The 25,999-nt window shown below is 68.1% G+C and carries 21 protein-coding genes; 7 read left to right on the top strand and 14 right to left on the bottom strand.

Going from position 1 to position 25,999, the window contains the following annotated elements; translation table 11 throughout:
• Positions 1 to 11: 11 nt before the first annotated feature.
• Entirely contained in the window at positions 12 to 440 is a 429-nt protein-coding gene (locus AC1DZQ_RS10365; RefSeq protein ID WP_026537472.1) for a hypothetical protein, read from the top strand.
• 145 nt (positions 441 to 585) lie between these two features.
• Here AC1DZQ_RS10365 and AC1DZQ_RS10360 read toward each other — a convergent pair whose 3' ends face one another.
• The 4 genes from AC1DZQ_RS10360 to AC1DZQ_RS10345 form a co-directional block, all read right to left on the bottom strand.
• The gene (locus AC1DZQ_RS10360; RefSeq protein ID WP_476963452.1) at positions 586 to 1,422 is read right to left on the bottom strand and encodes a type IV toxin-antitoxin system AbiEi family antitoxin domain-containing protein; all 837 of its coding nucleotides are present in this window, start codon (positions 1,420 to 1,422) and stop codon (positions 586 to 588) included.
• Positions 1,423 to 1,845: 423 nt separating this feature from the next.
• Positions 1,846 to 2,946, bottom strand: coding sequence for a polyprenyl synthetase family protein (locus AC1DZQ_RS10355; protein WP_476963451.1), 1,101 nt, complete (start codon positions 2,944 to 2,946; stop codon positions 1,846 to 1,848).
• Positions 2,943 to 4,304, bottom strand: coding sequence for a geranylgeranyl reductase family protein (locus tag AC1DZQ_RS10350; protein ID WP_476963450.1), 1,362 nt, complete (start codon positions 4,302 to 4,304; stop codon positions 2,943 to 2,945). The genes AC1DZQ_RS10355 and AC1DZQ_RS10350 overlap by 4 nt, the downstream gene beginning before the upstream one ends.
• A 12-nt stretch (positions 4,305 to 4,316) precedes the next feature.
• A complete protein-coding gene (locus tag AC1DZQ_RS10345) occupies positions 4,317 to 5,111 on the bottom strand; it encodes a demethylmenaquinone methyltransferase (protein ID WP_476963449.1) in 795 nt (264 codons plus the stop codon).
• A 153-nt stretch (positions 5,112 to 5,264) separates the two neighbouring features.
• Between AC1DZQ_RS10345 and AC1DZQ_RS10340 the strand changes: the two genes are divergently transcribed.
• The 4 genes from AC1DZQ_RS10340 (at position 5,265) to AC1DZQ_RS10325 (ending at position 9,710) form a co-directional block, all read left to right on the top strand.
• On the top strand, positions 5,265 to 6,731 hold the full coding sequence (locus tag AC1DZQ_RS10340) for an isochorismate synthase (RefSeq protein ID WP_476963448.1): 1,467 nt from the start codon (positions 5,265 to 5,267) through the stop codon (positions 6,729 to 6,731).
• Positions 6,732 to 6,976: 245 nt separating this feature from the next.
• Positions 6,977 to 7,930 (top strand): ABC transporter substrate-binding protein, encoded by a 954-nt coding sequence (locus AC1DZQ_RS10335; protein WP_476963447.1) that lies wholly within the window; start codon positions 6,977 to 6,979, stop codon positions 7,928 to 7,930.
• A gap of 35 nt (positions 7,931 to 7,965) precedes the next feature.
• Positions 7,966 to 8,937 (top strand): amino acid ABC transporter permease, encoded by a 972-nt coding sequence (locus AC1DZQ_RS10330; protein WP_476963446.1) that lies wholly within the window; start codon positions 7,966 to 7,968, stop codon positions 8,935 to 8,937.
• Positions 8,934 to 9,710, top strand: a complete 777-nt coding sequence (locus tag AC1DZQ_RS10325) for an amino acid ABC transporter ATP-binding protein (RefSeq protein ID WP_476963445.1) — start codon at positions 8,934 to 8,936, stop codon at positions 9,708 to 9,710. The genes AC1DZQ_RS10330 and AC1DZQ_RS10325 overlap by 4 nt, the downstream gene beginning before the upstream one ends.
• A gap of 110 nt (positions 9,711 to 9,820) precedes the next feature.
• Here AC1DZQ_RS10325 and AC1DZQ_RS10320 read toward each other — a convergent pair whose 3' ends face one another.
• From AC1DZQ_RS10320 to AC1DZQ_RS10300, 5 genes are all read right to left on the bottom strand, one after another.
• A complete protein-coding gene (locus tag AC1DZQ_RS10320) occupies positions 9,821 to 10,429 on the bottom strand; it encodes a hypothetical protein (RefSeq protein WP_476963444.1) in 609 nt (202 codons plus the stop codon).
• A gap of 543 nt (positions 10,430 to 10,972) precedes the next feature.
• Positions 10,973 to 12,706 (bottom strand): 2-succinyl-5-enolpyruvyl-6-hydroxy-3-cyclohexene-1-carboxylic-acid synthase, encoded by a 1,734-nt coding sequence (gene menD / locus AC1DZQ_RS10315; protein WP_476963443.1) that lies wholly within the window; start codon positions 12,704 to 12,706, stop codon positions 10,973 to 10,975.
• A complete protein-coding gene (gene argS, locus AC1DZQ_RS10310) occupies positions 12,703 to 14,520 on the bottom strand; it encodes an arginine--tRNA ligase (RefSeq protein ID WP_476963442.1) in 1,818 nt (605 codons plus the stop codon). Before argS ends, menD begins: the two co-directional genes overlap by 4 nt.
• A 136-nt stretch (positions 14,521 to 14,656) precedes the next feature.
• A complete protein-coding gene (locus tag AC1DZQ_RS10305; RefSeq protein ID WP_476963441.1) occupies positions 14,657 to 16,753 on the bottom strand; it encodes a PhoX family protein in 2,097 nt (698 codons plus the stop codon).
• 93 nt (positions 16,754 to 16,846) lie between these two features.
• Entirely contained in the window at positions 16,847 to 17,896 is a 1,050-nt protein-coding gene (locus AC1DZQ_RS10300; RefSeq protein ID WP_476963440.1) for an o-succinylbenzoate synthase, read from the bottom strand.
• Positions 17,897 to 18,279: 383 nt separating this feature from the next.
• Here AC1DZQ_RS10300 and AC1DZQ_RS10295 point away from each other — a divergent pair, with 383 nt between their 5' ends.
• Positions 18,280 to 19,350 (top strand): phosphatase PAP2 family protein, encoded by a 1,071-nt coding sequence (locus AC1DZQ_RS10295; RefSeq protein WP_476963439.1) that lies wholly within the window; start codon positions 18,280 to 18,282, stop codon positions 19,348 to 19,350.
• 262 nt (positions 19,351 to 19,612) lie between these two features.
• On the opposite strand, the gene AC1DZQ_RS10290 is transcribed toward AC1DZQ_RS10295, so the two are convergent.
• From AC1DZQ_RS10290 to AC1DZQ_RS10275, 4 genes are all read right to left on the bottom strand, one after another.
• Positions 19,613 to 20,827: an MFS transporter gene (locus tag AC1DZQ_RS10290; RefSeq protein ID WP_476963438.1), complete on the bottom strand. Its 1,215-nt coding sequence runs from the start codon at positions 20,825 to 20,827 to the stop codon at positions 19,613 to 19,615.
• A 38-nt stretch (positions 20,828 to 20,865) separates the two neighbouring features.
• Entirely contained in the window at positions 20,866 to 21,603 is a 738-nt protein-coding gene (locus tag AC1DZQ_RS10285; protein WP_476963437.1) for a GAF and ANTAR domain-containing protein, read from the bottom strand.
• Between the two features lie 34 nt (positions 21,604 to 21,637).
• A complete protein-coding gene (locus tag AC1DZQ_RS10280) occupies positions 21,638 to 22,795 on the bottom strand; it encodes a MinD/ParA family ATP-binding protein (RefSeq protein ID WP_476963436.1) in 1,158 nt (385 codons plus the stop codon).
• Between the two features lie 246 nt (positions 22,796 to 23,041).
• The gene (locus AC1DZQ_RS10275) at positions 23,042 to 23,857 is read right to left on the bottom strand and encodes an MBL fold metallo-hydrolase (RefSeq protein WP_476963435.1); all 816 of its coding nucleotides are present in this window, start codon (positions 23,855 to 23,857) and stop codon (positions 23,042 to 23,044) included.
• A 232-nt stretch (positions 23,858 to 24,089) separates the two neighbouring features.
• Between AC1DZQ_RS10275 and AC1DZQ_RS10270 the strand changes: the two genes are divergently transcribed.
• Positions 24,090 to 24,719 carry a TMEM175 family protein gene (locus AC1DZQ_RS10270; protein ID WP_476963434.1) on the top strand — a complete coding sequence of 210 codons (630 nt, stop codon included), beginning with the start codon at positions 24,090 to 24,092 and terminating at the stop codon, positions 24,717 to 24,719.
• Between the two features lie 41 nt (positions 24,720 to 24,760).
• Here the strand turns inward: AC1DZQ_RS10270 and AC1DZQ_RS10265 are convergent.
• Positions 24,761 to 25,999 (bottom strand): dihydrolipoamide acetyltransferase family protein (locus AC1DZQ_RS10265; protein ID WP_476963433.1); only part of this gene is annotated, 1,239 nt, incomplete at its 5' end.

Genomic DNA, 25,999 nt, shown 5'->3' with positions numbered 1-25,999 from the left:
AGGATAAGACCATGACTGACATGTTCCTCGAGAAATTCCGCGCGCTTGTCCCGAAGTATCTCGAAGACGAATGGCAGGAAGAAGATGGCCTCCCGGCCGGCGAGCTCGACGCCGCCCTGGCCGAACACCAATTCCAAGTCCCGCTGGTCCTGCGCGAGTTTTACCTGGCAGTCGGCGGCTGCGAGGACATCATGGAGGCCTACCACTACTTCTGGGACCCCGAAGAGCTCGAAGTCGATGACGAGGGTTTCCTCATGTTCCTCGAGGACGAGGAAGAGCAGTTCACCTGGGGCTTCCGCGTCGGGGACCTCAGCATCCCGGATCCCATCGTGTACCGCCGCAACAACGCCCGCGGCCAGTGGAAGAGCGAGGAAGGGACCTTCTCCGAATTCGTCTTCGACATGTTTGAGTGGGCCTTCAACGACGAGGACGAGGACTAGGCGGGCCTTCTCATCGGCGTCGGAACCTGAGGGCCTCTGGTTCCTGCAGTGCGGGGGCACTTTGGCACGGACACGCCGCCCACCCGCCCAGAAATCCCCAACTGAGGCCTCAAAGTAGCCCCGGACGGCGAAGGTGACCCGCCCGTCACGGGTGGTACCCACCCCGACGCCACAACTCCAGCACCGCGAGAACCTGCGCAAGCATCCGCTCGGGGTGGTGGACGATGATGTCGTAGCCGAACCTGAGAACCAGGTAGCCTCCGACGAGGCTTGCGTTGTTCCGGCCCCGGTCCTTCTTCACCTGCAGCGGCTCCAAATGCGATGCGCCGTCCGTCTCCACCACGAGAATGTCCTCAACGAGGAAGTCCACCTCGCCCACTCCGGGAATCTCCACATGCCGTCGGACATACAGCCCGGCGCGGTGGAAGGCGGTGTTGGCCAGAACTTCCAGCAGGGAATCCGCTCGGGGAATGACCAGGTCCAGCACCGATCTGGCGCGGCCGTTGCGGTTGCCCTCGAGCCTGCTGCGGAGGAAGGCCAGACTGATCTCCCCCCGGCCCACAGCACACTGGACCATGACAAGGGCCTCCAACTCGGGCAGACAATGGAGTGCATGGATCAGGACGTCGGCGAGTCCGGTCACGGGCAACCACGGGTGCCGGGGATGCCTGCAGCGGCCATGGGCCACGGCGCCGGGCGGTGCCGCCCGATGCCCAAGACACAAATGCATGGACTGGGCCGGCGCCAAGGTCCACAAGCCGTAGCCCGGAGCGGCCGACAGGCACGTCAGCAAACCCTTCAGTTCGCGCACCGCCCGGTAGACGCCGGAATCCTGCGGCAGCCCATATTGCCCGCGGCGGATCCTCACCATGGTGCCCTGGGCCACGGCCGTGGCAATTCGGTGGCGGCTGAATCCAGCTCGGTCAAGGTCAGCCGCGGTGGCCGTTCCGCCCCGTGAGGCAAGAAAAGTGGCAACGTTCATTCCGCCAATGTGCCCGGCCCGGGATCCTTCGGGCCCACTCAGGTTGGGCCATGTGGAAAACCTCGGCCGGACACCCAGTGCCGCGGTGGGGCACTTTGACGCCAACACGCCGAGGAAACAGCTGGGAAGCAGCCCGCAGCGCGGCAAAGTGGCCCCCGGAGGGCGTTCACCAAGACCCCGGCGAAACCCGTGACAAACGAAATTACAAAACTACTGGACAGCATTACAAACTTGTCATAAGCTCTTTCTTGGGTTCACCAAATGCCTCCGGTGGATCTGATGCGAACGGAGAAATGGCCCCGGTTCGGCACAACGGAAGACTCGAACGTTGTGAGGAACCGGGGCCATTCCGTTTAAGCCGGAGGCCGGCCAGGCCGGAGGGCGGCTACGCGGCGGGCCGGACTACGCCGGAGGCCGGGAGGCTCAGCTGCTGCGGTCCACTACCGCGTGGGCGAAGCTGGTCAGCGAGGCCTTCACGACGCCTTCGGGCAGCGGGGCAAGGGCGGCAATGGCCTCATCGGCCCAGGCGCGTGCCACCACCCAGGACTGTGCGGTGACAGGATGTTCCCGGAGTCCGGCCACGGCGGCGGCCAGGGCCTCATCCGAGCTGAGATCGCCGTCGATCAGCGTCAGCAGTTCGACGGCGCCCTGGTCCCCGTCGCGGGCCGCGTTGCGCAGCAGCAGCACGGGCAGGGTGGGGACGCCTTCGCGCAGGTCGGTCCCCGGCGACTTGCCGGACTTGACCTTGATCCCGGTGACGTCGATGACGTCGTCGGCGAGCTGGAAGGCCACGCCCACCTTCTCGCCATACTGGACCAGGATGGGCTCGTAGGCTTCGTCGGCGCCGGAGAAGATGGCCCCAAGCTGCCCGGAGGCGGCCACGAGCGAGCCCGTCTTGTCCGCGATGACGGACAGGTAGTGCGCCAAGGGGTCCTCGTCCGGGCGCGGTCCCACGGTCTCGTGCAGCTGGCCCAGGCAGAGCCGTTCGAAGGTGCGTGCCTGGATGCCAAGCGCACGGGACCCGAGCTCCGAGACCAGGATGGAGGCGCGCGCAAAGATGAGGTCACCGGTCAGGACCGCGACCGAGTTGCCCCAAACTTCGTGCGCCGTCGGCGCCCCGCGGCGGAACGGCGCGGAGTCCATGACGTCGTCGTGGTAGAGGGTGGCGAGGTGGGTCAGTTCGACGACGACGGCGGCCTGCACCACTGCGGGCAGGGAGGCGTCGCCCAGGTGGGCGCACAGCAGGGTCAACAGCGGGCGGATGCGCTTGCCGCCGGCTTCCACGAGGTGACGCGACGTTGCGTCAGCCAGGGGATCCGAGTTGGCAATGGCTTCGCGCAGCCTCTTCTCCACGCGGGCCAGATTGGTGGTAAGCGCGGGGCCCAGCTCGGGGTCGCCCGCGATCGCCGAGAAGCCTGCCGGCAGCTGGAGGCCCGTGGCGATCGCCGTGGTGTTGAGGTCGGGTTCAGAGCTCGGCAAGCCGTGTCCGGCGTGCGTCCAGCTTTGGTCTGCAGAGTTGGTCACGGGTTAACCCTAACTTTTGTTGCGGAAACCGCGGAGTTGGTGCCGGAGTTCGGAGCGCCGTCCGTGGTGGGTGCGGCCTTGTTGGACGTGGCGGGAACCAGGGATTCCAGGACCCGGATGACCCGGTCCTCGAAGCCCTTGGCGGCAGGATCGGTGAGGTTGGCCAGCATCCGCACCACGAAACGCATGAGCACGGGGACGGGCATGCCGGTCCGGAGGGCCAGTTTCATGACGGCGGGCTTGCCGATCAGGGCGGCGAACGCCCGGCCCAGTGTGAAGTGGGAGCCCCACTGCTGCCGCACGTAGTCGGCGTACCGGGCCAGGTGCGCGTCGGTGTGGGCCGAGCTCCAGCCGGCCGAAGCGGACCGGGCAGCGGCGTCGGCGATGAATTCGGCCGCGAAGCGGGCGGACTCCATGGCGTAGGAGATGCCCTCGCCGTTGAACGGGGAGACCATGCCGCCGGCGTCGCCGAGGAGCAGCAGGCCCGGAGAGTAGTGCGGGGTGCGGTTGAAGCCCATGGGCAGCGCGGCGCCGCGGATCTCGCCCACCTGGTTGTCCGGGGTGAAGCCCCAGTCGGCGGGCATGCCGGCGGTCCATTCACGCAGCACCTGCTTGTAGTCCAGCTTGCCGAACTCCTTGGAGGAGTTCAGGATGCCCAGGCCCACGTTGGAAGTGCCGTCGCCGACGCCGAACACCCAGCCGTAGCCGGGCAGGAGTTTGCCGTCGCGGCCAGGAAGCTCGAGCCAGCCTTCCATCCAGTCGTCATCGTGCCGCGGTGAGGTGAAGTAGGTCCGCACGGCCACGCCGAGCGGCCGGTCATCGCGCTTGTGGATGCCCAGCGAGACGGCGGTGCGCGTCGAGTTGCCGTCCGCCGCGAGGACGACGTCGGCGCTGAAGTCGCGCGTTTCGCCGGTCTTGCGCCCGGAGTTATCCAGCAGCGCGGCGCGGACGCCGGTCACCCGGCCGTCCTCGGAGCGCAGCGCCTCGGTGACGCTGTGGCGTTCCAGCACGAGGGCGCCCGCGGACTGGGCGTGGCGGGCGAGCTGTTCGTCGAAGCCGAGCCGGGTCCGGATCAGCCCGTACTGCGGGAAGTCGGCCACCTCCGGCCAGGGCAGTTCGATCGTGCGGCCGCCGGCGATCAGGCGCAGGCCCTTGTTCCGCCGCCAGCCCTCGGTTTCGGGATGGGCGAGTCCCAGCTTCTGGATCTCGCGGACCGCGCGCGGGGTGAGCCCGTCGCCGCAGACCTTCTCGCGGGGAAAGCTGGTTTTCTCCAGCACGGTGACGTCAATGCCGGCTTTGGCAAGGTAGTAGGCGGCAGTGGATCCGGCCGGGCCCGCCCCGACGATCAGTACATTCACAGCAGGTATCGGCTACCGGCCGGGCCGGGTGATGTTGCGGCGCAGCTTGGCCACCGGTCCGGTGTGGGCGGCCAGCGCTGTCGCGCCCGCGGCAGGGCCAGTTGCGGAGCCGGCCAGCGGTTTCTGGGCCCGGTGGACGGCGACGATGCCACCGCTGAGGTTGCGGTAGGTGACGGATTCCCAGCCAGCCTCCTGCAGCCACGCCGCGAGGTGGTCCTGGTCCGGCCACGCGCGGATGGATTCGGCAAGGTAGACGTAGGCGTCGGGGTTGGACGAGACCTTGACGGCGATGGCCGGCAGGGCCCGCATGAGGTATTCGGTGTACATGGTGCGCCACAGCGGCACCACAGGCTGGGAGAATTCCGCGATGACCAGCCGGCCGCCGGGCTTGGTGACCCGCAGCATTTCGGCCAGGGCCTTCTTCGGCTCGTTGACGTTGCGCAGGCCAAAGGAGATCGTGCTGGCATCAAAGGTGTTGTCCGCGAACGGCAGGCGCGTCGCGTCCCCGGCGATGAAGTCGATGTCCGGCCGGCGGCGCTTGCCGACCTTGAGCATGCCAAGGGAGAAATCGCAGGCGATGACGTTGATGCCCGCGTCGGCGTACGGCTCGCTGGACGTGCCGGTGCCGGCGGCGAGGTCCAGGACGCGCTGGCCGGCCGATACGCCCATGGCCTCCACCACCACCTTGCGCCAACGCCGCGTCTGCCCCAAGGACAGGACATCGTTGACGACGTCGTATTTGGGGGCGACGTCGTCAAACATCGTGGCTACTTCGTCCGGACGCTTATCCAAGGATGCTCGGTTCACCCTGACATTGTCTCAAATGATCGGCTCTCCCACGAACGGACCGCCAATTGACGCGGCTTTCACCTGCGGCAACGGCCGCGTGGGCCCCGCGCAGCCCCTGCCGACACGTGTATATCCACCCAACGGGCGATCACGGGCTAGTGTTATGCCATCATGACGAGCACGTTCCGCACCTTGACAGTCCCCCTCGATGCCGAAACTTTCCCCGGGGGCCTGCCGTCGTTTCTGGTCCGGGACGATGTCCTCTGCTGGACCCGCCGCGAGGCCGGGCTCGTGGGCTTCGGCGAGATCGCCCGTTTCACCGCCACCGGCCCCGAGCGGTTCCTGGAGGCGGACATCTGGTGGCGCCACCAGGTCCTGGAGGCAGACATCCAGGACGCCGTGGGCTGCCCCGGCACCGGCCCGGTCGCCTTCGGCTCCTTCGCCTTCTCCAAGGCTTCCGCCCATGAGTCCCGGCTACTGGTCCCGGAAATCGTTGTGGGGCTCCGTGACGGCCGCGCCTGGCTGACCCAGCTCACGTTCGACGACGGCGAACTCACCGAAGCGGGCGCCCGCGCCGCTCTGGACCGCTGGCTTCACAGTGCCAGCGCCAATCCCGGGGTCAACCCCGGGGTCAATCCAGGGGCCGGTGCCAATCCGGGCCCCGGCGCCAATCCCGGTGCCCAAGCCAGCGCCAGCGCCAGTCCCGGCGCCCAAATGACCGTAGTGGACGACCCGGCGCCGGCAGCCGCGCAGGCGGGTGCCGCCGTCGTGCGTCCCTTGCCTTTGGCCGCAGGGGCAACGTTGCACACCGGCTCGCTCAGCGAGGAAGACTGGATGGCCGCTGTGGCCGCGGGCGTCGAAGAGATCCGGACCGGCGCCCTGGAGAAGCTGGTGCTGGCCCGGGACGTCGTGGCCACCGTCCCCACCGGCGTCAATGCCGCCCAGGTGCTGCGCGAACTGTCCGCCCGGTACCGCGAATGCTGGACATACGGGGTGGACGGGCTGGTGGGGGCCACACCGGAAATGCTGATCCAGGTGGAGGGCCGCACCGCGCAGGCCCGCGTCCTGGCCGGCACACTGGACCGCCGCGACGCCGACGGCATGGCAGGCTCGCCGCTGGAATTCGCCGAACGGGTCCTGGCTGGCTCCGAGAAGCAGCGGCACGAACACGACATCGCGATCCAGTCCCTGACCACGCAGCTGGCGCCGTTTTCCGAGGCCATGAACGCCCACAGCGAGCCGTTCATCCTCGAACTGCCCAATGTGTGGCATTTGGCGTCGGACGTCAAAGCTGAACTGGCCGAGGTGGAAGGCCACGTCCCCACGTGCCTGGCCCTGATCAACGCACTGCATCCCACCGCCGCCGTCTGCGGCACCCCCACCACCGTGGCCGGGGCACTCATCCGCAAGCTCGAGCACCTGGACCGCGGCCCGTACGCCGGGCCGGTCGGCTGGCTCGACGCGGCCGGCAATGGCGAGTGGGGCATCGCCCTGCGCGGCGCCGTCATCGAATCCCCGCACACGGTCCGGCTCTATGCGGGCTGCGGCGTGGTGGATGGCTCGGTTCCCGAGACCGAGCTCGCCGAGACGTGGGCCAAGTTCCGTCCCATGCTGGAGTCGCTCGGCATCAGCAGCTAGCCCGCGCGGCGGGCGGCGCGGGCCCTGCCGGTGAATCGGCCGCCGAACCTTTTGACCGCGGGACCTGGCGAACGGGCAGGAATCCGGGATCACAGACAGATTGGGCGTTGAAGATATTGCATTCGGGTCTGGTTTAGTTATCCAATAGTGAAACTTAGTTTTCTGTGACGCACATCTCTTGTTCGGCGATACACTTTTTAAATCGACTTGAATACGCATCCCTCCTGCAACAAAAAGGTAAGAAAATGCAGATCTCCCGTTCGCTCCTGAGCAACCCCGCACTGAAGGTCGCCACGGTGCTCGCCGTCGGCGCATTGGCCTTGACGGCCTGCACGAACGCCTCCGAGACCGGCCCCTCCGGCGCGGCTTCCGCTTCGGGCAGTGCCGCGGCCAGCTTTGACCCCAGCACGGTCCAGAAGGACGATGCCCTGGCGGCCACGTTGCCCGAGGCGATCAAGTCAAAGGGCACCCTGACCGTGGGCTCGGATACCTCCTACGCCCCCGCGGAATTCCTCGGCACCGACGGCCAGACCCCCGTGGGCTACGACGTCGACATCGCCAAGGCGATCGGCGCCGCGCTGGGCCTGAAGGTCCAGGTCCAGACGGCCGAATTCACCGGCATCCTTCCGGCCCTCGGCCCGAAGTACGACCTCGGTGTCTCCTCCTTCACGATCAACCCGGAGCGGCTTGCCGCGGTGAACATGGTCAGCTACTACCAGGCAGGTACCGGCTGGGCCGTTCAGAAGGGCAACCCCAAGAAGATTTCCCTCGATGACCTGTGCGGCAAGTCCATCGGCGTGCAGACCGGCACCATCCAGGAAGATCCGGACCTCTCGGACCGCAACAAGAAGTGCACTGCCGAGGGCAAGCAGCCCATCAACATCGTGACGCTCAAGACCCAGACGGACATCACCACCCGACTGGTCAATGGCAGCATCGATGCAATGGCCGCTGACTCCCCCATCATCGGCTACGCACTGACCCAGACCAACGGCCAGCTCGAGAAGCTCGGCGATGTCTACGATTCCGCTCCCCAGGGCATCGCCGTCGCCAAGTCGGACACGGCCCTGGCCGACGTCGTCCAGAAGACCATGACCAAGCTGATGGAAGACGGTACCTACAAGAAGATCCTTGAGGGCTGGGGCGTCACCGACGGCGCCATCACCAAGTCCGAGGTCAACCCGACGGTCGCGTCTTGAGCCTCCCCACAACCGGATCCGCAGCAGGTGCAGAGATGGACAGCCATCAGGACAGCCACGCAGCACCGGTACTGAACAATGCAGTACCGGTGCGGCACCCCGGCCGCTGGATCAGCGCCATCATCATCGTCGGCTTCCTGCTTGCCTTCCTGCAGAGCCTCTTCACGAACCCCAACTTCCGCTGGGACGTCGTCGGCACCTACATCCTGGACACCAAGGTGGTCCAGGGCGTCGTCTGGACCCTGTTCCTGACGTTTGCCTCCATGGTCCTGGCTATTGTCCTGGCCATCCTGCTTGCCTTCATGCGGCAGTCCGACAACCCTGTGTTCCGCTGGTCCAGCTGGACGTGGGTCTGGTTCTTCCGCGGCACGCCGATCTACACCCAGCTGCTGTTCTGGGGGCTGGCCACTGTTCTGTATCCGACGATCGTCCTCGGAATCCCGTTTGGTCCGGCAACCTTCACCTGGGTGACCTCGGACCCCACCCATGGCCTGATCCCGGCCATCCTGGGCCTGGGCCTCAATGAGTCCGCGTATCTCGCAGAGATTTTCCGGGCCGGCCTGAAGTCCGTGGACCAGGGCCAAAGTGAGGCTGCCGAGGCCCTCGGCATGACAAAGGGCAAGATCATGCGGCGGATCATCCTGCCGCAGGCCATGCGCGTCATCGTACCGCCCACCGGCAACGAAACCATCGGCATGCTGAAGACCACGTCCCTGGTCCTGGCCGTGCCGTTCACCTTGGACCTGACCTTCGCGACGAACGCCCTGGCCAACCGAATTTATCTTCCCATTCCGCTCCTGATTGTCGCCGCTTTCTGGTACCTCGTCATCACCAGCATCCTGATGGTGGGCCAGCACTTCATTGAGGCGCACTACGGCAAGGGCGTGGACAACCGGGTTCCGGCAGCGATCAACCCCGCCGCCGCCAAGGCGTCCGGAGCGGTGGCCCCCAGCGCCGAGGCCGAGCCGGACCTCAAGATGGACTTCCCCGAGGAGGAGGCGAAATGACGATCACCACAGAGCAGCCACTGGTCAAGATCGAGGGCCTTCACAAGTACTACGGCACGCACCACGTGCTGCGCGGCATCGACCTGACCGTCAACCAGGGCGAGGTGTCGGTTGTGATCGGCCCGTCCGGTTCGGGCAAGTCCACCATGCTGCGCTGCGTGAACCTGCTGGAGACCATCAGTGCCGGGCGCATTTCGGTGGGCGGCGACCTGATCGGTTACCGCGAGGTCAAGGGCAGGCTCCATGACCTGAAGACCAAGGAAATCGCCGCCCAGCGCCGCGAGATCGGCATGGTCTTCCAGCGCTTCAACCTGTTCCCGCACAAGACCGCGATGCAGAACATCATGGAGGCCCCGGTCCAGGTCAAGGGCCAGTCAAAGACCGTGGCGCGGAAACGGGCCCTGGAGCTACTGGACCGGGTGGGCCTCGGCGACCGTGCCGGACACTACCCGAACCAGCTCTCCGGCGGCCAGCAGCAGCGCGTTGCGATTGCCCGGGCCCTGGCCATGGATCCCGAGCTCATGCTGTTCGATGAGCCCACGTCCGCGCTCGACCCGGAGCTCGTGGGCGATGTCCTGAACGTGATGAAGGACCTCGCCAAGTCCGGCATGACCATGATCGTGGTGACCCACGAGATCGGCTTTGCCCGGGAGGTCGGCGACCGCCTGACCTTCATGGACGGCGGCGTCGTGGTGGAGTCGGGCGACCCGCGGGAGGTCCTGGCCAATCCCCAGCACCCCCGCACCAAGGAGTTCCTCAGCCGGGTGCTGTAGTTCGAGCCTGAAGTCGTCTGAAGACGCGCAGAATACCTGAAGACACGCTTGCGGTCCGGGGACATTCAGATATGGATGACCCCGGACCGCTTCCGTGTCACGGCAACATTTCACTGTCCCGACGCAGGCCGACGACGGCGCGGCACGCCGGCCTGCGACAGCAACTCTTCCAGGGCACAGGGTTTCCAAAGGACGGCCCACGTCCAGCGGACGACGTTTCTGCCCGTCGCCCGGATCCGGTCCTCGCGTATTTTTTCATCCACCACGACTTGCCCGGGCGTTCTCCCTCGGAGAAATTCGTCACGCTGATACTTGGCGACACCGTCGAATTCGCCCACAGTGCGGCTACCTTCCCAATAGAAGTCCGAATAGGCCACGCGTCCGGTTGAATTGCGAACCTCGTACTGCAACTCGGGCGGAGCAAAGCCGGACACATGGATCACTCCCCGGCTGTAGGATTCCCCCGGCGAGCCGGAGGCGGAATCCGCAAACGCCACCACCGCACGCACCCTCCTTTCTACAGCCAACGGATAGCGTCCCGGCAACGCGTCCAGGAGTTCGGCCTTGGTGAAGGCCGCCAGACCGCGAACGGCGTCTGGCTTGAGCACATGATCCAGCCGTACGACGGCCTCGGCGAAAGGAACGAAGGCCGCAAGGTCCAGCACTGTGGCCATCCGGGATGTGACGAGGAGTCCGTCAATTTCCTGGGCCTCTGCCATGGCAGGCTCCACCAGGTGCCTCCGAACCCCGGCGCGGGACCTGCCTCCGCCCCGGAAGGTGGTCAGTGCATGGACCGGCTGATCCTTCAGGATGGTAGGTATCCCCCAGACGGAGGCCCCGGAGTGGTGCGAGAAGATCGTGGGCGACTGGAGAGACTCGGCAGCGGCTTCAACCTGCAGCCTGTATTGCTGCCAGAAGTTGAGGTTCGTCCACAGGTCCCGTTCCACGTAGACTCCGTGGCGGAGCCTGAGGAGGCGTCCGGACTTGGCAGCGGCAGATAGCGGGCGGGAACTGGCGCCGATTAACGCCAGGTCCTTGGCCAACACTAGTCGGGGAAGGTCCGTCATGCACCGAGCCTCTCAGGGACCGGGACTGCGCGCACCCCGCACCCGCGCCCATGTGGACAACCGTATCCGGACCACGCGGACACGGATCCAGACCGCGGACCCGCGTCCGGCCGCCAGATGCGCACATCCGGGCGTCCTAGTGCCGAATGCGCGTCCCCGCACCAACAGCGGGTCGTCGCGCCCAGCGCACCGCAGTTAAGTCTGCGGGAGGCCTTCCACTGCCGTGGCCACCGCGGCCCTGATGGCGCGGTGCAGTTCCCCGAGCCGGTGCCGGTCCGTGCGCACCTCGATGATGCTGCGGCCCTCTAGCGGGCCGGACAGCGCCTCGGCGAGTTCCGCCGTCGTGCCGACCCTGCGGTGCGCGACGCCGTATGCCGCGGCCAGCGCGGCGAGGCCCACCCGCTGCGGGGTGGCGAAGAGGCGTTCGACGGCGTCGCCGTAGCGCCCCGCCGCGGCAACGGCGCCGTGCTCCAGGAGCCCGAAGATGGCACCGCCGGCGTCATTCAGCACCACGATCCGCAGCTGCGGTTCGGCCTCCCCGGCGCCGAGCAGGAGTCCCCCGGCGTCGTGCAAGAACGTCACATCCCCCATGAGCACGGTGGTTTCCTGGCCGCCGCCAAGCGCGATCCCGGTGGCGGTGGACGTGGTGCCGTCGATCCCGGCCAGACCCCGGTTGGCGAACATGGTGGCCTGGGGTTCCGCGGGCGGCGCCCCGGCAAGGTCGACGTCGCGGATCCCGTTCGAGGAGCCCAGTACCAGCTGCCCGCGGGCATGCTTCCAGACCTCGGCGCCCACCGACGGGCCGGTCGCGGCCGGGGATGCGGCCAGGATCAGGTCCACGGCGTGCTGCGCGGCGGCTCCTGCCAGCAGCCAGGCATCGAGCCACGCGGCAGGTCCGCGGCCGGCGAATTCCGCCAGGTCCGCCAGGGTTTCCAGCGGCAGTTCGGTGCGGCGGCCGGGTTCGTACCAGGCCACCGGAACGGGCTGGTAGAGGGCCGAAGGGACATCGGCCCGCTCCAGCAGCGCGCTCACCGGCCGGGAGAGCGTGGGCCTGCCGAAGAGGACCACACGTTCGATCGGCTGTGCCGCGTCCGCGCCGAAGTGCTCGATCAGCAGCCGGTAGGGCCCCACCGCGTTGGGGCCGAAGCGGGCGTTGGAGGACGGTTCGGCCAGCAGCGGCAGGCCGTGCGCGCGGGCGAAGGCCTCGGCGACCGGACCGGCGTCGTGCCCGGCCAGGACCACGGTGCGGCGCTCCGGCAGGGCCGTTGATGCGGCCGGAAAGTCCAGGGCCAGGGGGTTACGGGCGGCCCGGTAGATGCCGCGTCCGGCCGCCGGGGGCAGTCCGTCGCCCACGGCCGGGACCAGCGGGTCCCGGAAGGCAAGGTTCAGCTGCACCGGCCCGGGCGGGGCGTCCTCGAAGGCTCCGGTGGCGGCGCTGAGGGCCGTTTCCACGGCGCGCCGCGGATCGCTGCCCGCCGGCACGTCGACGGCGAAGCGGACGTGGTCGCCAAAGAGGTCCAGCTGCACGGTGGTCTGGTTGGCGCCGGTCCCCCGCAGTTCCTCGGGCCGGTCGGCGGAGATGACCACGAGTGGCACCGCGGCGTGGTTGGCCTCCATGATGGCCGGGAGGAGGTTGCCGACGGCGGTCCCGGATGTGGTCAGGACGGCGGCGGGGGCTCCGGCGGACAGGGCCAGGCCGAGGGCCGTGAAGCCGGCGGACCGCTCGTCGATCCGGACCAGCAGCTCCACCCGTCCGGCGGATTCGGCCTCGGCCAGGGCGTAGGCCATGGGCGCCGAGCGTGAACCCGGGGACACCACCACCTGGCGCACACCGGCGGCGAGCAACGTGTCGACGGCGATGCGCGCGGCCTCCACCGCGGTAAGGCCGCCGGGGGTGGAGGAGCCGGCTGCGGAATCCGCCGGACTCACATGTTCTCCGGCGTTTCGATGCCCAGCAGCTCCAGGCCGCCGGAGAGGCGGCGCAGCGCCAGCGCGCACAGGGCCAGCCGCGAGTCCCGGACGGATTCCTCGGCCTTGAGCACCGGGCACTGGTCGTAGAAGGTGGTGAACAGCTGCGCGAGCTCAAAGAGGTAGCCGCAGAGCCGGTGCGGCTCCAGCGCGTCCCGCACCTTGTTCAGGGTCGCGTCGAACTCCAGCAGGTGCAGGGCCAGCGCGCGTTCTGCGGGTTCGACGACGGCGATCGCCGTGGCGGGCCCGCCCACCCCGGCTGCCAGCGTGCCGCCGTCGGGGCCGCCTGGCGTGCCGCCCTCGCCGGTGATCTGCTCCAGCACCCCGGCTTTGCGCAGGATGGAGCGGATGCGGGCGGCAGCATACTGCACGTAGGGTCCGGTGTTGCCGCTGAGGGCGAGCATGCGGTCGAAGTCGAAGACGTACTCGGTGTCGTGGCCGGTAGAGAGGTCGGCGTACTTGACGGCGCCGATGCCCACCTGGCGGGCGGTCACGGCGCGCTCCGCCTCGCTGAGCTCGGGCCGGCTCGCGTCAATGACGGCGCGGGCGCGGTCCACAGCCTCGTCGAGCAGGGCCATGAGCTTCACCGGGGCACCGGAGCGGGACTTGAGGATCTTACCGTCCTCGCCGAGCACGTTGCCGATCTGCACATGCACGGCCTCGACCGTCTCCGGGAGCCAGCCGGCGTCCCGGGCGGTGGCCATGACCATGCGCAGGTGGACGTTCTGCGGGGCGCCCACGACGTAGAGGATCCGGTTGGCCGCCAGGTCGCGGACCCGGTAGCGGATGGTGGCGAGGTCCGTGGTGCCGTAGCCGTAGCCGCCGTCGGACTTGCGGATGATCAGCGGCAGCGGCTGCCCGTCGCGGCCGCTAAAGCCGGCGGGGAAGGTGCACAGGGCGCCGTCGCTGATCCGGGCCAGGCCGCGCTCTTCAAGTTCCTGGCACAGCTGTGCCAGATGCGCGTCGTAGGAGCTTTCGCCGGCGATGTGGTCATCGGTGAGGCTGATGCCGAGGGTGGAGTAGATGGCGTTGAAGTAGCGCTTGGACTGGGCGACCAGCCGCTGCCAGACGGCGAAGGTCTCCTGGTCGCCGCCCTGCAGGGCAACGACGCGGAGCCGGGCCCGGGTGGCGAAGCCGTCCTCGTCGGTGGCGGAGGCATCGAACTTGGCCCGGGCGGCCTGGTAGAACGCGCTGGGGTCCTCCACCAGCAGCGCCGCCTCCGGGGAGTCCTCGCCGATCTCCAGCCAGTGTTCGATCAGCATCCCGAACGGGGTGCCCCAGTCACCGATGTGGTTCTGCCGGATCACGGTGTCGCCGAGGGCTTCGAGTACCTTGACGAGGCTGTCACCCACCACGGTGGTGCGCAGGTGGCCGACGTGCATTTCCTTGGCGACGTTCGGGGAGGAATAGTCGACGACGACGCGCTGCGGTGTCGCGGCCGGCGTGACGGCCGTGGCCGGGGACGCGGCCTGGACCGACTCTGCATTGAGCAGTTCCTCGATCCAGGTGCCGTCAAAGCTCAGGTTGATGAAGCCGGGCCCGGAGATTTCCACGCTGGTGCAGATGCCGTCCAGGTTCAGGGCCTGGACGATCTTGGCGGCGGCCTCGCGCGGCGGCAGGCCGGCTTTCTTGGCCAGGGCCATGGCGGCGTTGATCTGGATGTCCGCGAACTGGGAGGGCCTGACCACCGGGTCCGTCTGCCGGAACTCTTCGCCGAACGCGGTGGCAATTGCAGCCTGGACTCTGGGGACAACCAATTCGGCCGGATTATTCACAGTCCCAAATTATCAGTTCGGGCCTACCCGGGTTTCTCCCCTTCCACCGCCCGAAGCAACGCGGAGTCAGATCGCGCCCATGCGGGGCACCAAAAATGGGCGCGAAGTGACCCCGCGTTGCTTTGGCGGGAGGGAGCTAGGCGTCGGTGCGGAACACCTGGACCACGGACGGCCGCGGGGCGCGCACCTGGCCGGGCTTCGGCGTCGCGCCGGCGGCTACGTAGTCCGGGAAGTACGAGTGCTGTTCGGCGAAGGTGCCTTCCTCGCCCGGGTGCTGAACGGCAACGAAGACGGTGCGTTCGTCATCGTGGATGACCGGGCCGCAGGTCTCGGCGTCGCGCGGGACGGCGAGGAACTGCTCCACCTTGCCGCGTTCGGCACCGTCCAGGGTCACCTTGAAGAGCCCGTCGGCGTAGCCGATGCTGGAGGGCGCGCCGTCGGTGGAGATCCACAGGTTGCCTACGGAATCGAAGGCCACGTTGTCCGGGCAGGAGATCGGCGAGACCTGGCTGGCGGGGAACCCGGCGAAGTAGGCGGCGGAGTTCTTGGCCGGGTCGCCGCAGACCATCAGCAGGTTCCAGCCAAACGTGGTTGAAGTTTGGTCCCCGGTCTCGGTGATTTCGACGATGTGGCCGTCGCGGTTGAGGGTCCGGGGGTTGACCTCGGTGGCCCCTTCCTTGCCGGGCTTGCCGCGGTCCGCGTTGTTGGTGCAGACCACGTAGACCTTGCCGGTGTGCAGGCTGGGCTGGACGTCCTCGCAGCGGTCCATCTTGGTGGGGCCCACCTTGTCGGCGGCGAGACGGGTGTACACGAGCACCTCTTCCACCGACATCCCGGCCACCTTGGACTGTCCGCCCACCACAAGGGGCAGCCAAACACCTGCGCCGTCGAAGGCCCCGTCGGCCGGAAGCTTGCCCGCGCCGTCGAACCCGTCGGCCGGGGAATTGCCGGTGAACTTGGCGACGTACAGGTCACCCTCCGAGAGCAGCGTGAGGTTGTTCCTGCGGTCCTCCGCCGTTTTGCCGGGGCGGTACGTGCCGGATGAAACGAACTTGTACAGGTAGTCGAAGCGCTCGTCGTCGCCCATGTAGGCCACCACGTGGCCGGACTTGGCGACGATCACGTTGGCGCCCTCATGCTTGAAGCGGCCCATCGCGGAGTGCTTGCGGGGCGTGGAGGAGGGATCGAACGGGTCCACTTCCACGATCCAGCCGAACCGGTTGGCCTCGTTCTGGTATCCGGGGTTGCGGGTGTCGAAGCGCGGGTCATCCAGTTCCCACTGGCGGGCGGTGGGCTTGCTGGTCAGGCCGTAGCGCTTGTCGGCATCGGAGGTTCCGGGCGCGGCGAAGTAGCCGTTGAAGTTTTCCTCGCCGGACAGGATGGTGCCCCACGGGGTGGTGCCGCCGGAGCAGTTGCCCAGCGTGCCCTTGATGGCCCGGCCGGAGGGATCGGCGGCGGTCTTCAGGAGCGCGGATCCGGCGGCCGGACCGTCGAGTTCGTAGGTGGTGTCGGTCAGGAAACGGCGGTTCAGTCCGGCGCCCCGGACGTAGTTCCAGGGCTTATTCGTGTTCGTGCGCTCCAGCTCCACGACCGTGAGTCCGTGCGCGGCGCGGCCGATCGCGCGCGTCTCGGCGGGGTCGAACCCGGCCGGCACCATGATGTTCTCGTTGGTGTATTCGTGGTTGGTGAACAGCACGGCCCGGCGGTCCTTGGACCCTTCGATCGGCAGGATGTCCGTGTAGTCGTTGTTGTAGCCGAACTGGCGGGCCTGCGCCGCGGCGCTCTGGTGCTCGATGTCGAAGGCCGGCGAGTCCTTGAAGAGCGGGTCGCCCCAGCGGATGACCGGCTGCCAGGTGAACCCGGCGGGGACGGTGAGTTTGTCCACGCTGGCGTCGACGGGTGCGATGGCGGTGAACTGCAGCTTGGATTTTCCAAACCCGTCCTTGGCCGCGGCGGCGAGGCCCGGGCCGCCGTCGGCGACAGCGGTTCCGGCGGACGTCACCGCGTTGCCGAGGACGACGGCGAGCGCGCCGGCGGCACCGAAGCCCAGGGCGGCGCGGCGGGACATCGTGGCGGAGGCGATGTCCCGGAAGTAGCTGTTGGAGCTGGTGTTGCAGACCTCGCCCGAGCAGGCGTTGTCGCACTTCAGCGCGCACGTGACGGGGCTGCGCTTGCCCTTGGTGTGGCCAAGCATGGGGAGCAGGGAAAATTTGCGTCCGGAGGAGACAGACATGGAGAGACCTTCCATGGGAGTGAGATGCGGTCGCGCCCACCCTTCCAGCCGCGATCTACCGAGAGACTTCTCCCAGGTGAAGTCGAGATGAACTCACGGGGCTGGTGTTGCAGGAGTGGCCTCTGCGAGCACCGCGTGCACGCGCCGCAGCCTGTCCAGCCACCAGTCCCGGCGTTCCGGCGAGGCGGCGTGTGCGGCCAGCAGCTCGGGCGCCGGGCGGACGTCGCGGAGGGCGATCGCGCCGTCGTCGGGAACCAGCGAATCCTCCGTGACATCGGCGGCGAGCAGGGACACCGTCCCGAGGCCGCAGGCGTATGGCAGCTCGGGCAGGGCGGCAGCGAGGGCCAGCCCTGCCCGGATTCCCACCGAGGTGTCCAGCGCCGAACTCACGACGGCGGGCAGCCCGGCCTGCGCCACGATCTGCAGGGCGCGCCGCACTCCCCCGAGCGGGGCCACTTTGACCACGATCAGGTCCGCGGCGCCGGCCCGGGCCACTTTGAGGGGGTCGTCCTCCTTGCGCACGCTCTCATCCGCGGCGATCAGCACGGGGACGCCGGCGGCCCGGAGTTGCCGCCGGACCTCGGCGAGGCCCGCGATCTCCGGCACGGGCTGTTCGGCATATTCGAGCCCGACGGCCGCGAGCCGCGTGAGTGCCGCGACGGCCTCCGGCACGTCCCACCCGCCGTTCGCGTCGACCCTGATCGCGGCGTCCGGCAACGCCTCCCGGACTGCCGCCACCCGGGCGGCGTCGTCGTCGAGGCTCTGGCCGCGTTCGGCGACCTTGACTTTGACCGCGTCCACCCGGCCAAAACGGGCCAGGACCTCGGGCACCAGGTGCGCCGGCACGGCAGGGACGGTGGCGTTGACCGGGATGCTGTCCCGCAACGGCGCCGGGAACCCGGCCCAGCCGGCCTCGATCGCGGCCGTCAGCCAGCGGGAGGCCTCGGCGTCGCCATACTCGGGGAAGGGACAGAATTCGCCCCAGCCCAGCGGCCCGCGAAGCAGCAGGGCCTCACGCTGCAGGATGCCCCGGAACTTCACGCGCATCGGCAGGCTCACCACGTGGGCACCGGCCAGGAGTTCGTCGAGGCCGGGCAGGGGCGCGGCAAGACGTGCCGGTGGGTCCATGGGGAGGGCGGGCATGGTGCCACTGTACTGGGAGTTCACGGGCTGGGAGTGTACGGCGAATGTACTGGAACTGTGCTGGGACGAATGTACGGCGAAACTTTCCCGGCATGCCATGCAGGGCCGTGCGGCACTGGCACGCGGTGCCGGGAGCCGGGCGTGGGTCCTTGATTGGGCCGGCGTCGACTGGGGGTGAGTCCCTGGTCCAGGAAACTCGTCTCCGCCGGCCCCGCTCAAGGAGCGCAGTGCCGGGGACAAGCCGCGCCGGCACACAGACGACTCTACGAATCCCGGTCCGGCGGCGCACGAGTAGTGAGTACTCGTTAATTGGCGGGCACTACCCTCCTCGCCGCACCGGGTCCTTCAGCTGGCGCGCAGGGTTCTGTGGGACTCTTAATGGCATGACTTTTCGGCAGGAACGCACCCCCTGGGACCCGTCTGCCCCGGTCTACGAAACAGAGTTCCAGAAAACTCAGGTCCAGGAGATACCGGCCCAGGAAACACAGGCCGCGGACACACAAGTCCTCCCGACCAGTCCGCCCCAAACTCCGGAGCGCAGGACTCGGCCTCGCGCAACACCGGATCCGCAGGCGCAGTGGTCCTCCGGCAAGGTCACGGCCGCCCTGTTCGTGCTGGCCACGGTTGCCTGCGTCGCTGCGCTGGCCGCCACGTACATCTTCTTTGTCCGCACCACCACTGGCCAGTTCATTGACGAGTCGGCCCTCGTGGAAGCTGTGGCGCTCAGCGGCACCGCGGGCAAGGCCGCAACCAAGCTGTTGGACTGGCTGCCGGCGCTCTCTGTGGCGATCGCATCGATTGTGGTCGCCTTCGTCACCATCCTGCGGCGCCGCTGGTCTGCGGCCGGGATCGCGATTGCGGCGTGTGTGGGCGCCAATCTGGCCACGCAGATCCTGAAGGACCTGCTCCCGGTCCGGCCGTACCGCGGCGTCGAGACGCTGGAGCTGAACTCGCTGCCCTCGGGCCACACCACCATGGCGGCCTCGGCCGCGGCCGCCGTGTTCCTCATGGTCTCGCCACGCTGGCGGCCGCTGGCCGGCTATCTGGGCGGCAGCTTCGCCGTCGCCACGGGAGTGTCCACGCTGATCAACCAGTGGCACCGGCCCGCCGATGTGGTGGCGGCCTTCCTGGTGGTCGGGGCTTTCATGATCCCGGCCGGCTGGCTGATCATCCGCCGGGGCCAGAGCTGGAACGTCTGGAACGGCTACAACGAACACTGGGCCTCCGCCAGGCTGTGGGTGGTGCTCCCCGCGCTCACCGGCCTTATCGCAGCCGGGGTGGCGGCCTTCGCCCTGCTGAGCATCGGCCCGGGCGGGCAGGAGATCAGCACCACCAGCTACTTCTGGGCGGGTACGTCCCTGATCGTCATTGCCGGCTACCTCGCCACGGTGGCCGGTGTGTGGTTGTTCGGCCTGGCCGCCCGGCAGCCGGACGCACGACGGCGGGACAGGTAGCGGCGCAACCCGCGAGGCACTTCCTCGCCGGCGCTCCCCGTCTCGGACCTGACCTGGGCGCGGAACGGGGGCACTTTGAGGCGGACACGCCGGCGAAACCCGGTGTCGCCGCCGGAAGGCGGCCCAAAGTCCCCCCGCACGGACCCGCACGGAGCCCGTCCCTAAATGGGTCCTAAGTGGGTCGCCGCGGGGAACGTTTCGGACCCCAGAACGGCCGTGCTGCCAGCTACTTGGGCCTGGGCCCGGAGCTTGAGCCGTTGGGTCAGTAATTCCGGCGGTGCTTGAGCCGCGGAATGGTCACGGCGAACACGGCTGCCGCGGCGAAGCCGATCACACCGGTCGCGGCCACGCCGGCGCCCAGGGTCGCAACCGCGGTGACGGCTGAGAGCAGCACGGGCCCGCCGGTGGCGCCGGCATCTGCCATGAAGCGCCAGATGCCCAGGAACTGGCCGCGGCCGTTGTCCGGCGAGAAGTCGGCCCCGAGCGTCATGTTCAGGCCGGAGCTGATCCCGTTGCCGAAGCCGATCAGGAGCGCCGCCAGCATGAGCGAGACGAAGCCCGTGCTGAGCGGGATCAGCACCATGGCCGTCCCCATGACGAGCGTGGACGGCACGGCCACCCATTGCCTGCCCTTGCGGTCCATCAGTTTTCCTGCCGGATAGAACACCAGCATGTCGATCGCGCCGGAGATCCCGTAAATCAGGGAGGCCTGGGTGGGGTCCAGGCCCAGGTGATCGGCCCACAGCGGGATGACCACCTGGCGCGAGGCGCGCAGCCCGCTCAGCAGCAGGACCCCGGCCCCCACGCTCAGGAAGACACCGGCGTGGGACACCGCGATTCTCCGCAGGGTGGGCTGCTGAACCGGAACGCCGTCGGCCGGAAGCGGCTTTGCCTCGAGATCGGGGATGGTGACGGACACGGCCGCCGCGGCGGCCATCGCCACGACGCCGGCCCAGTAGGCCCCGCTGATGCCGGCAAACTGCATCACGGCGGCACCGATGAACGGGCCAATGAAGATCCCGATCCTGTTGACACCGCCGAGGGTGGACAGGGCCCGCGCCCGGAGCACGACCGGCACTGCCTCGGTCAGGTATTTCTGCCGGGCCAGGCTGAAGACGCTGGCGGCCATGCCGACCACCACCATCGCCGCCGCCAGCACCCAGAGGCCGCCGGAAAACAGCGGGGCGACCGCCGCCGCGGCGAGGGCGACCGCGCTGGCGGCTGCGGCCCCCACGATGGCCCAGCGTTCCCCGAATTTCAGGGTGATCAGTGACGCCGGCAAGTTGAAGAACCAGGATCCGAGGCCAATCAGCGTGACGATCAGCGCAGCCCCTGGCACGGAAGCGCCAAGATCACGGGCGGACAGGGCAACCACGGGAAGGATCGCGCCCTCGCCCAGGCTGAACATGAGGGCCGGCCCGAACGCGGGTACGGCGATGCTGCGGAGGCTGAAGGGGGCGAGGCGTGTGGTGGTCATCCCCTACATCCTAGGCATCCACCGCGGCCGTCCCTGCCCTACGCGTCGAAGTGGGTCCGGACTTCCTCGCTGGTGAGGTTCCGGAGCACTTCCGCAGCGACTTCCCGAAGCTTTTGGTTCCGGTTGCTGGAGACCCTGGTGAGGATGGCCATGGCCGCGTCCTGGGAGCAGCGGTTCTGGGCCATGATCACGCCGCACGCGAGGTCGATGGACGTGCGGTGTTCCATGGCCGCCTGCAGATCTTCGGCCCGGGACTGGAAAGTTCCAAGCCGGAGGGCCAGCCGGAGGGCACGGCCGGCGAGATCGGCGAATCCGGCGGCCTCCGCAATGATGTCCTCAGTGAACAGCCCGGTGTCGGCCCCGAAGAAGTTCAGGGCCGCGGCGGCGTCGTCGCCGATTTCCAGCGGAACGCCCAGCGTACTGCGGCACCCGTTGGCGGCAAGCTGCCGCTGGTAGTCGGGCCAGCGGGGATCGGCGTCGACATCCGCCAGCAGGATCACGGACTTGGTCCGCAGCGCCTCGATGCAGGGGCCTTCACGGAGGCTCTGCTCAATGCGGTCCAGGGTGACCGCCCGCGGGCTGCTGCCCGCGACTGTCATGGTCCGCTTCCGGCGCTGCAGCGTCACGCCGCACTCAATCTCGGCGCCAGTCGTGCGGCTCAGCGTCGCGGCCGAGAACTCCGCGAGGCGGCCGAGGAAGTCCTCGACGTTGTCGGTCCCCATGAGCAGGTCCTGGAGGTGCCGGGCGGCGTCGTCCCCGACGTAGTTGTTGGCCATGCTCAAATGTACCGCGGAGGCCCGCAGGTCGCGCTTAGATGTACCCGTCGACGATTGCCGCGGCGATCTCCCGGTAGGCGCGCCGCGTTTCGGGGCGAAGCACGTCAAGGGTGACGAGGTCGCCGTCGGCCACTCCGCGGTCGTGCGGCACCGCGATCAGCTGGCGGCAGATGCCGGACAGGTGTTCCTCGATGGCGTCCTTGTCCACCCGGGTGGAGACCTCGTCTTTGTCGGTGATGACCACGACGGCGTTGCGGGCCAGGTCTTCGTAGCCGTGGCTGGCCAGCCAGTGCAGCGTGCTGCGGGCCCGTTTGGCGCCGCTGACGGCATAACCGGCCGCGATGATCAGGTTGTCCGCGGACTGCAGGATGCCGCTCATGGCATTGTGCGTCACACCGGTGCCGCAGTCGATCAGCGCCACGGAGTAGTACGCGGAGATGAGCTTTCGGATCCGCAGGTATTCCTCGGCCGTCAGCGAATCCGATACCTCGGGGTCCTGTTCGCCGGCGATGAGGTGCAGCCTGCCGGCATGGTGCATATAGCGGGCCAGTGCGGTGAGGGAATCGACCGACTCGATGTTCTTGAGCAGGTCCGTGATGGTGCGCGGGCTCTGCTGCTGGTAGATCCCTTCGCCGAGGGCACGTTCGACGAGGTCGCCGGAATCGGGGTTGGCGTCGATGGCGCACGGGGGATCGCCCCGGAATTCGGCCAGGGTCAGGCCGACGCCGACCGTCGTGGAGGTCTTGCCGATGCCGCCCTTGAGGCTCAGGACGGCCGTGTTGTAGCTGCCCTGGAGCTGGCGGGAGATGCGCCGGGCCAGCTCGTCTTCCTCACGCTGCCTGGCGCTCGGGCCCAGGTTCAGCCCGCCGCCGGTCAGGTTGTAGAGCGCCCCGCGGAAACCGCCGACGGGCCGGGGCTTCTGCTCGCGGACAAAAAGACCCGGGGAACTGATGAAGTCAGGCAGCGGGGCGTCGGCCAGGGCCGCCGCCTTGCTGGCCGAACGCGTGGAACGGGTGGGCTGGGCCGGCACGGCAGGAGCGGCCTCGGGGGCAGGCGGCTTCAGCACAGGATCCTTGGACGGTTTTGCAGGCTGCGGGCGCGCTGGCGCGTCGGCAGCAGCGGCGGCCTCCGCCCAGGAACTGCTGGGGGCGCTCGGGCGCTGTTCGGCCTGGTTGCTCGAAATGATAGGCATGGTTCCTGTCCAGGCGTCGGAGTCGTCGCCGCGGCGGCGGTCTCTCCGACGTGGGAGTTGGGCCTGCTCTGCAGCTGCTTCAGCTTCAGCGAGGGCGTTGGCGGTCTTGTTTTCGACCGGTTCTGGCATGTTCGTTCCCCCCAGGGATCACAGCGCAGACCGCTGCAGTGCTCGATTGACATCGTTCAAGGAACAAGTCTAGGGGCAGTAATGAGCACACTTACCATTACTGCCAATATCCCGGTCCTAGCGGTGGGCCCGCGTGTCCTGCAGACGCTTGATGAACCAGCGCGACTGTTCGGGGCCGTACGGCAAGATCGGGATGGCTTTGGTTGCGTCGTCCGGGGTTTCCCGGGTGGCCTGGATTGCCTGCCGCACCGCGGTGGTCATGGTGTTGGCCATGGTCTTGACGAACTGGTCCGAGCACGGCTCACCGTGGCCGGGAACCAGGAATTCGTACCGGTGCCGCAGTGCGGAAAGGTGCCGGAGAGCGTCGGCCCAGTCTTCCGGGAACGAGTCCTCGAAGGACGGGTGGGAACCCTGTTCGACGAGGTCACCGGCGAAGAGGGTGCTCGCGGTGCCGACCAGGAGGTCGCCGTCGGTATGGCCGCGGCCCAGATAGAACAAGGTGGCGGTCTGTCCTCCAAGATCCACCAGGACCGGCTGGTCCTTCACGATGGCGTTCGGAACCACCAACTCAGCGTCGGAGCCCTGACCGGCCGCCATCTCGGGTTCCGCCGAGGCCACAAGCCGGCGCTGCTCGTCGCCGTTCTCCTCAATTTCCGCGGCGCAGTTCTCGTGCGCCCAAAATTCCGTGACGCCGTCGTCGGCGAAGACGGCATTGCCGAAGAAGTGGTCGTAGTGGGCGTGCGTGTTGACCACAACCAGCGGCAGCCCGGTCTTTTCCCGCACGGCAGCCAGGACCTCGCGGCCCTGCCGGGGGCCGCCGCCGGTGTCAATCACCATGGCGCGCTCGGTGCCGACCACCAGGCCCGTGTTGAGCAGGGAACCTTGAGTTGTCAGTACGTAGTTGTCCGGACCGACCTCGAGCCATCGTGACATTGAATCTCCGTAATTCCGACGCTTTTCCGGCGTTGTTGGTGCGGGGCTGCTGGCGCCCTGTACAGGCCTCGATTCTACCCGCGTCGGCCGGCAAATCCCGGAGGGCATGCCCGTCCGTGCCGGTGCGGATGTGCCGGGACGCCCCTCGTCTTGGGCCGCGCCGCGGTGTAGCCTGTGGGCTACTTCCGTCGATGAGCCAGTTGCTCTACCGAACGATTGGGGGTGGCTCCCGTTGAATGCCGGCACTTCCGTGGAGCGGATGGTGTTCTTCAGCGATGCCGTCTTCGCAATCGCCCTGACCCTCCTGGCCCTGGACCTGAAACTGCCCGAGGGCATCCCCGCGGAGCAGCTGGACAGCGCCTTGGTTGCGGCCTGGCCGCAATTGCTGGCGTACGCCCTGTCCTTTGTCATCATCGCCGAGACGTGGATGTCCCACCACTCCGACTTTGCCCTCATCCGCCGCTTCAATGCGAAGCTGGCCTGGCTGAATCTGGCCCTTTTGTTCTTCATTGCCATGCTGCCCGCGCCGACGTCGATCCTCAGCGACTACGGGGACGACCCCACGCCGTGGCCGAGCGTTTTGTACGCCGCCAACATTGCCGCGGTCTATCTGATGCTGGCGACCATCTGGGGCTACGCGAAGCACGCCGGGCTCATGGACCGCGAGATGGCCGCCCACGTCCACCGCCGCATCTTTTACGCACGCATGGCCGTGGCGCTGGTGTTCCTGTTCTCGATTCCGGCGGCGTTCGTCCTCAACGCCTACACGCCCTTCGTGTGGCTGCTGCTCCTGCCGGCGTCGTGGCTGGCGCGGTGGCTCTCCGCACGGCCGGAAAAGAGGGCGGGGACCGCACAAAACTGACTGTGCGGTCCCGCCCTCACCCGGAAATCACCGGGCAGTGCTCACATGTCCGCGAGCGCCGACCCCGGGTTCTCCATCGCGTCCGCGACGTAGCGCAGGAAGCCGCCGGCCGCGCCGCCGTCGCACACCCGGTGGTCGAACGTGAGCGTCAGCTCGGTGACCTTGCGGACCGCGAGCTCGCCGTTGACCACCCAGGGCTTGTCGATGATCCGCCCGACGCCGAGGATCCCCACTTCGGGGTGGTTGATGATCGCGGCGGAACCGTCAACCCCGAACACGCCGTAGTTGTTCAGCGTGAACGTGCCGCTGCCCAATTCCGCCGGGGTCGCCTTGCCCTCGCGCACGACGGCGGTGAGACGGCGGATCTCGGCGTCCAGTTCGCGGGCGCTGAGCTTGTCCGCGTTCCGCACCGACGGCACCATCAGTCCGCGGTCGGTCTGCGCCGCGAAACCGAGGTTGACGCCGTCGAAGGCCACAATCTCCTGCATCACCCCGCCCGCAGCATCCTCGGTGGTCACGATCCGGGTGTTCAGCTCCGGGAACTTCTTCAGCCCCGCCGTGACGAACCGGGCGATGAAAGCCAGCAGACCCGGGGTGTTGTGCGGGTCCGCCTTCTTCAGCGCGGCACGCATCTCCACGAGCGCCGTGGCGTCCACGTCGACCCACACCGTGGCTTCCGGGATCTCGGAGCGGCTGCGCGTCATGTTCGCCGCGACCGCCTTCCGCACGCCCCGGACCGCTGTACGTCCGGAAATGCCCAGCCCGGTGCGCGCGTCGGTGTCGGAAGCCGCAACCGGCGCTGCAGGCTCCGCCGTCGGGCGCTCAGCCACCGGCGACGGCTTGATGACGGCCTCGACATCGCGCCGCATGATGAGCCCGCTGGCTCCCGACCCTTGGAGTTCCCCCAAATCAACCCCATGATCGCGCGCCATCCGGCGAACCAGCGGAGAAATAACCGCCCCCAGCTTCCCGGGCACCCGGGTGCGCATCAGCACCAGGTCATCGGCAGCCGATACCCCGCTGGAAGCCTCAGCCATCCCGGCCCGCTTAGGAGCCCGGGTCCGCCGGGCAACCCCATGCCCGCCCGGAGTCCCATAACCAATCAAGACATTCCCAGACCCAGCCTTCTCCTCCTCGCGGTAAGCCTCAGCAGCAACAGCAGCCGGCGAGGAGGAAGAGGTCTCGGACGGCGCGGATGATGCCGCCCCGGGAGTGGCATCGGGCCTGTCGGAGCCGGCAGCATCGTCCGCAGGACGAATGCTGTCCGGCGAAGGGGGGGG

It is taken from the genome of Arthrobacter sp. P1_C12_2, assembly GCF_056406415.1.
Note: the sequence above shows the minus strand (reverse complement) of the source record. Positions and strands in the feature narration are given on the sequence as shown.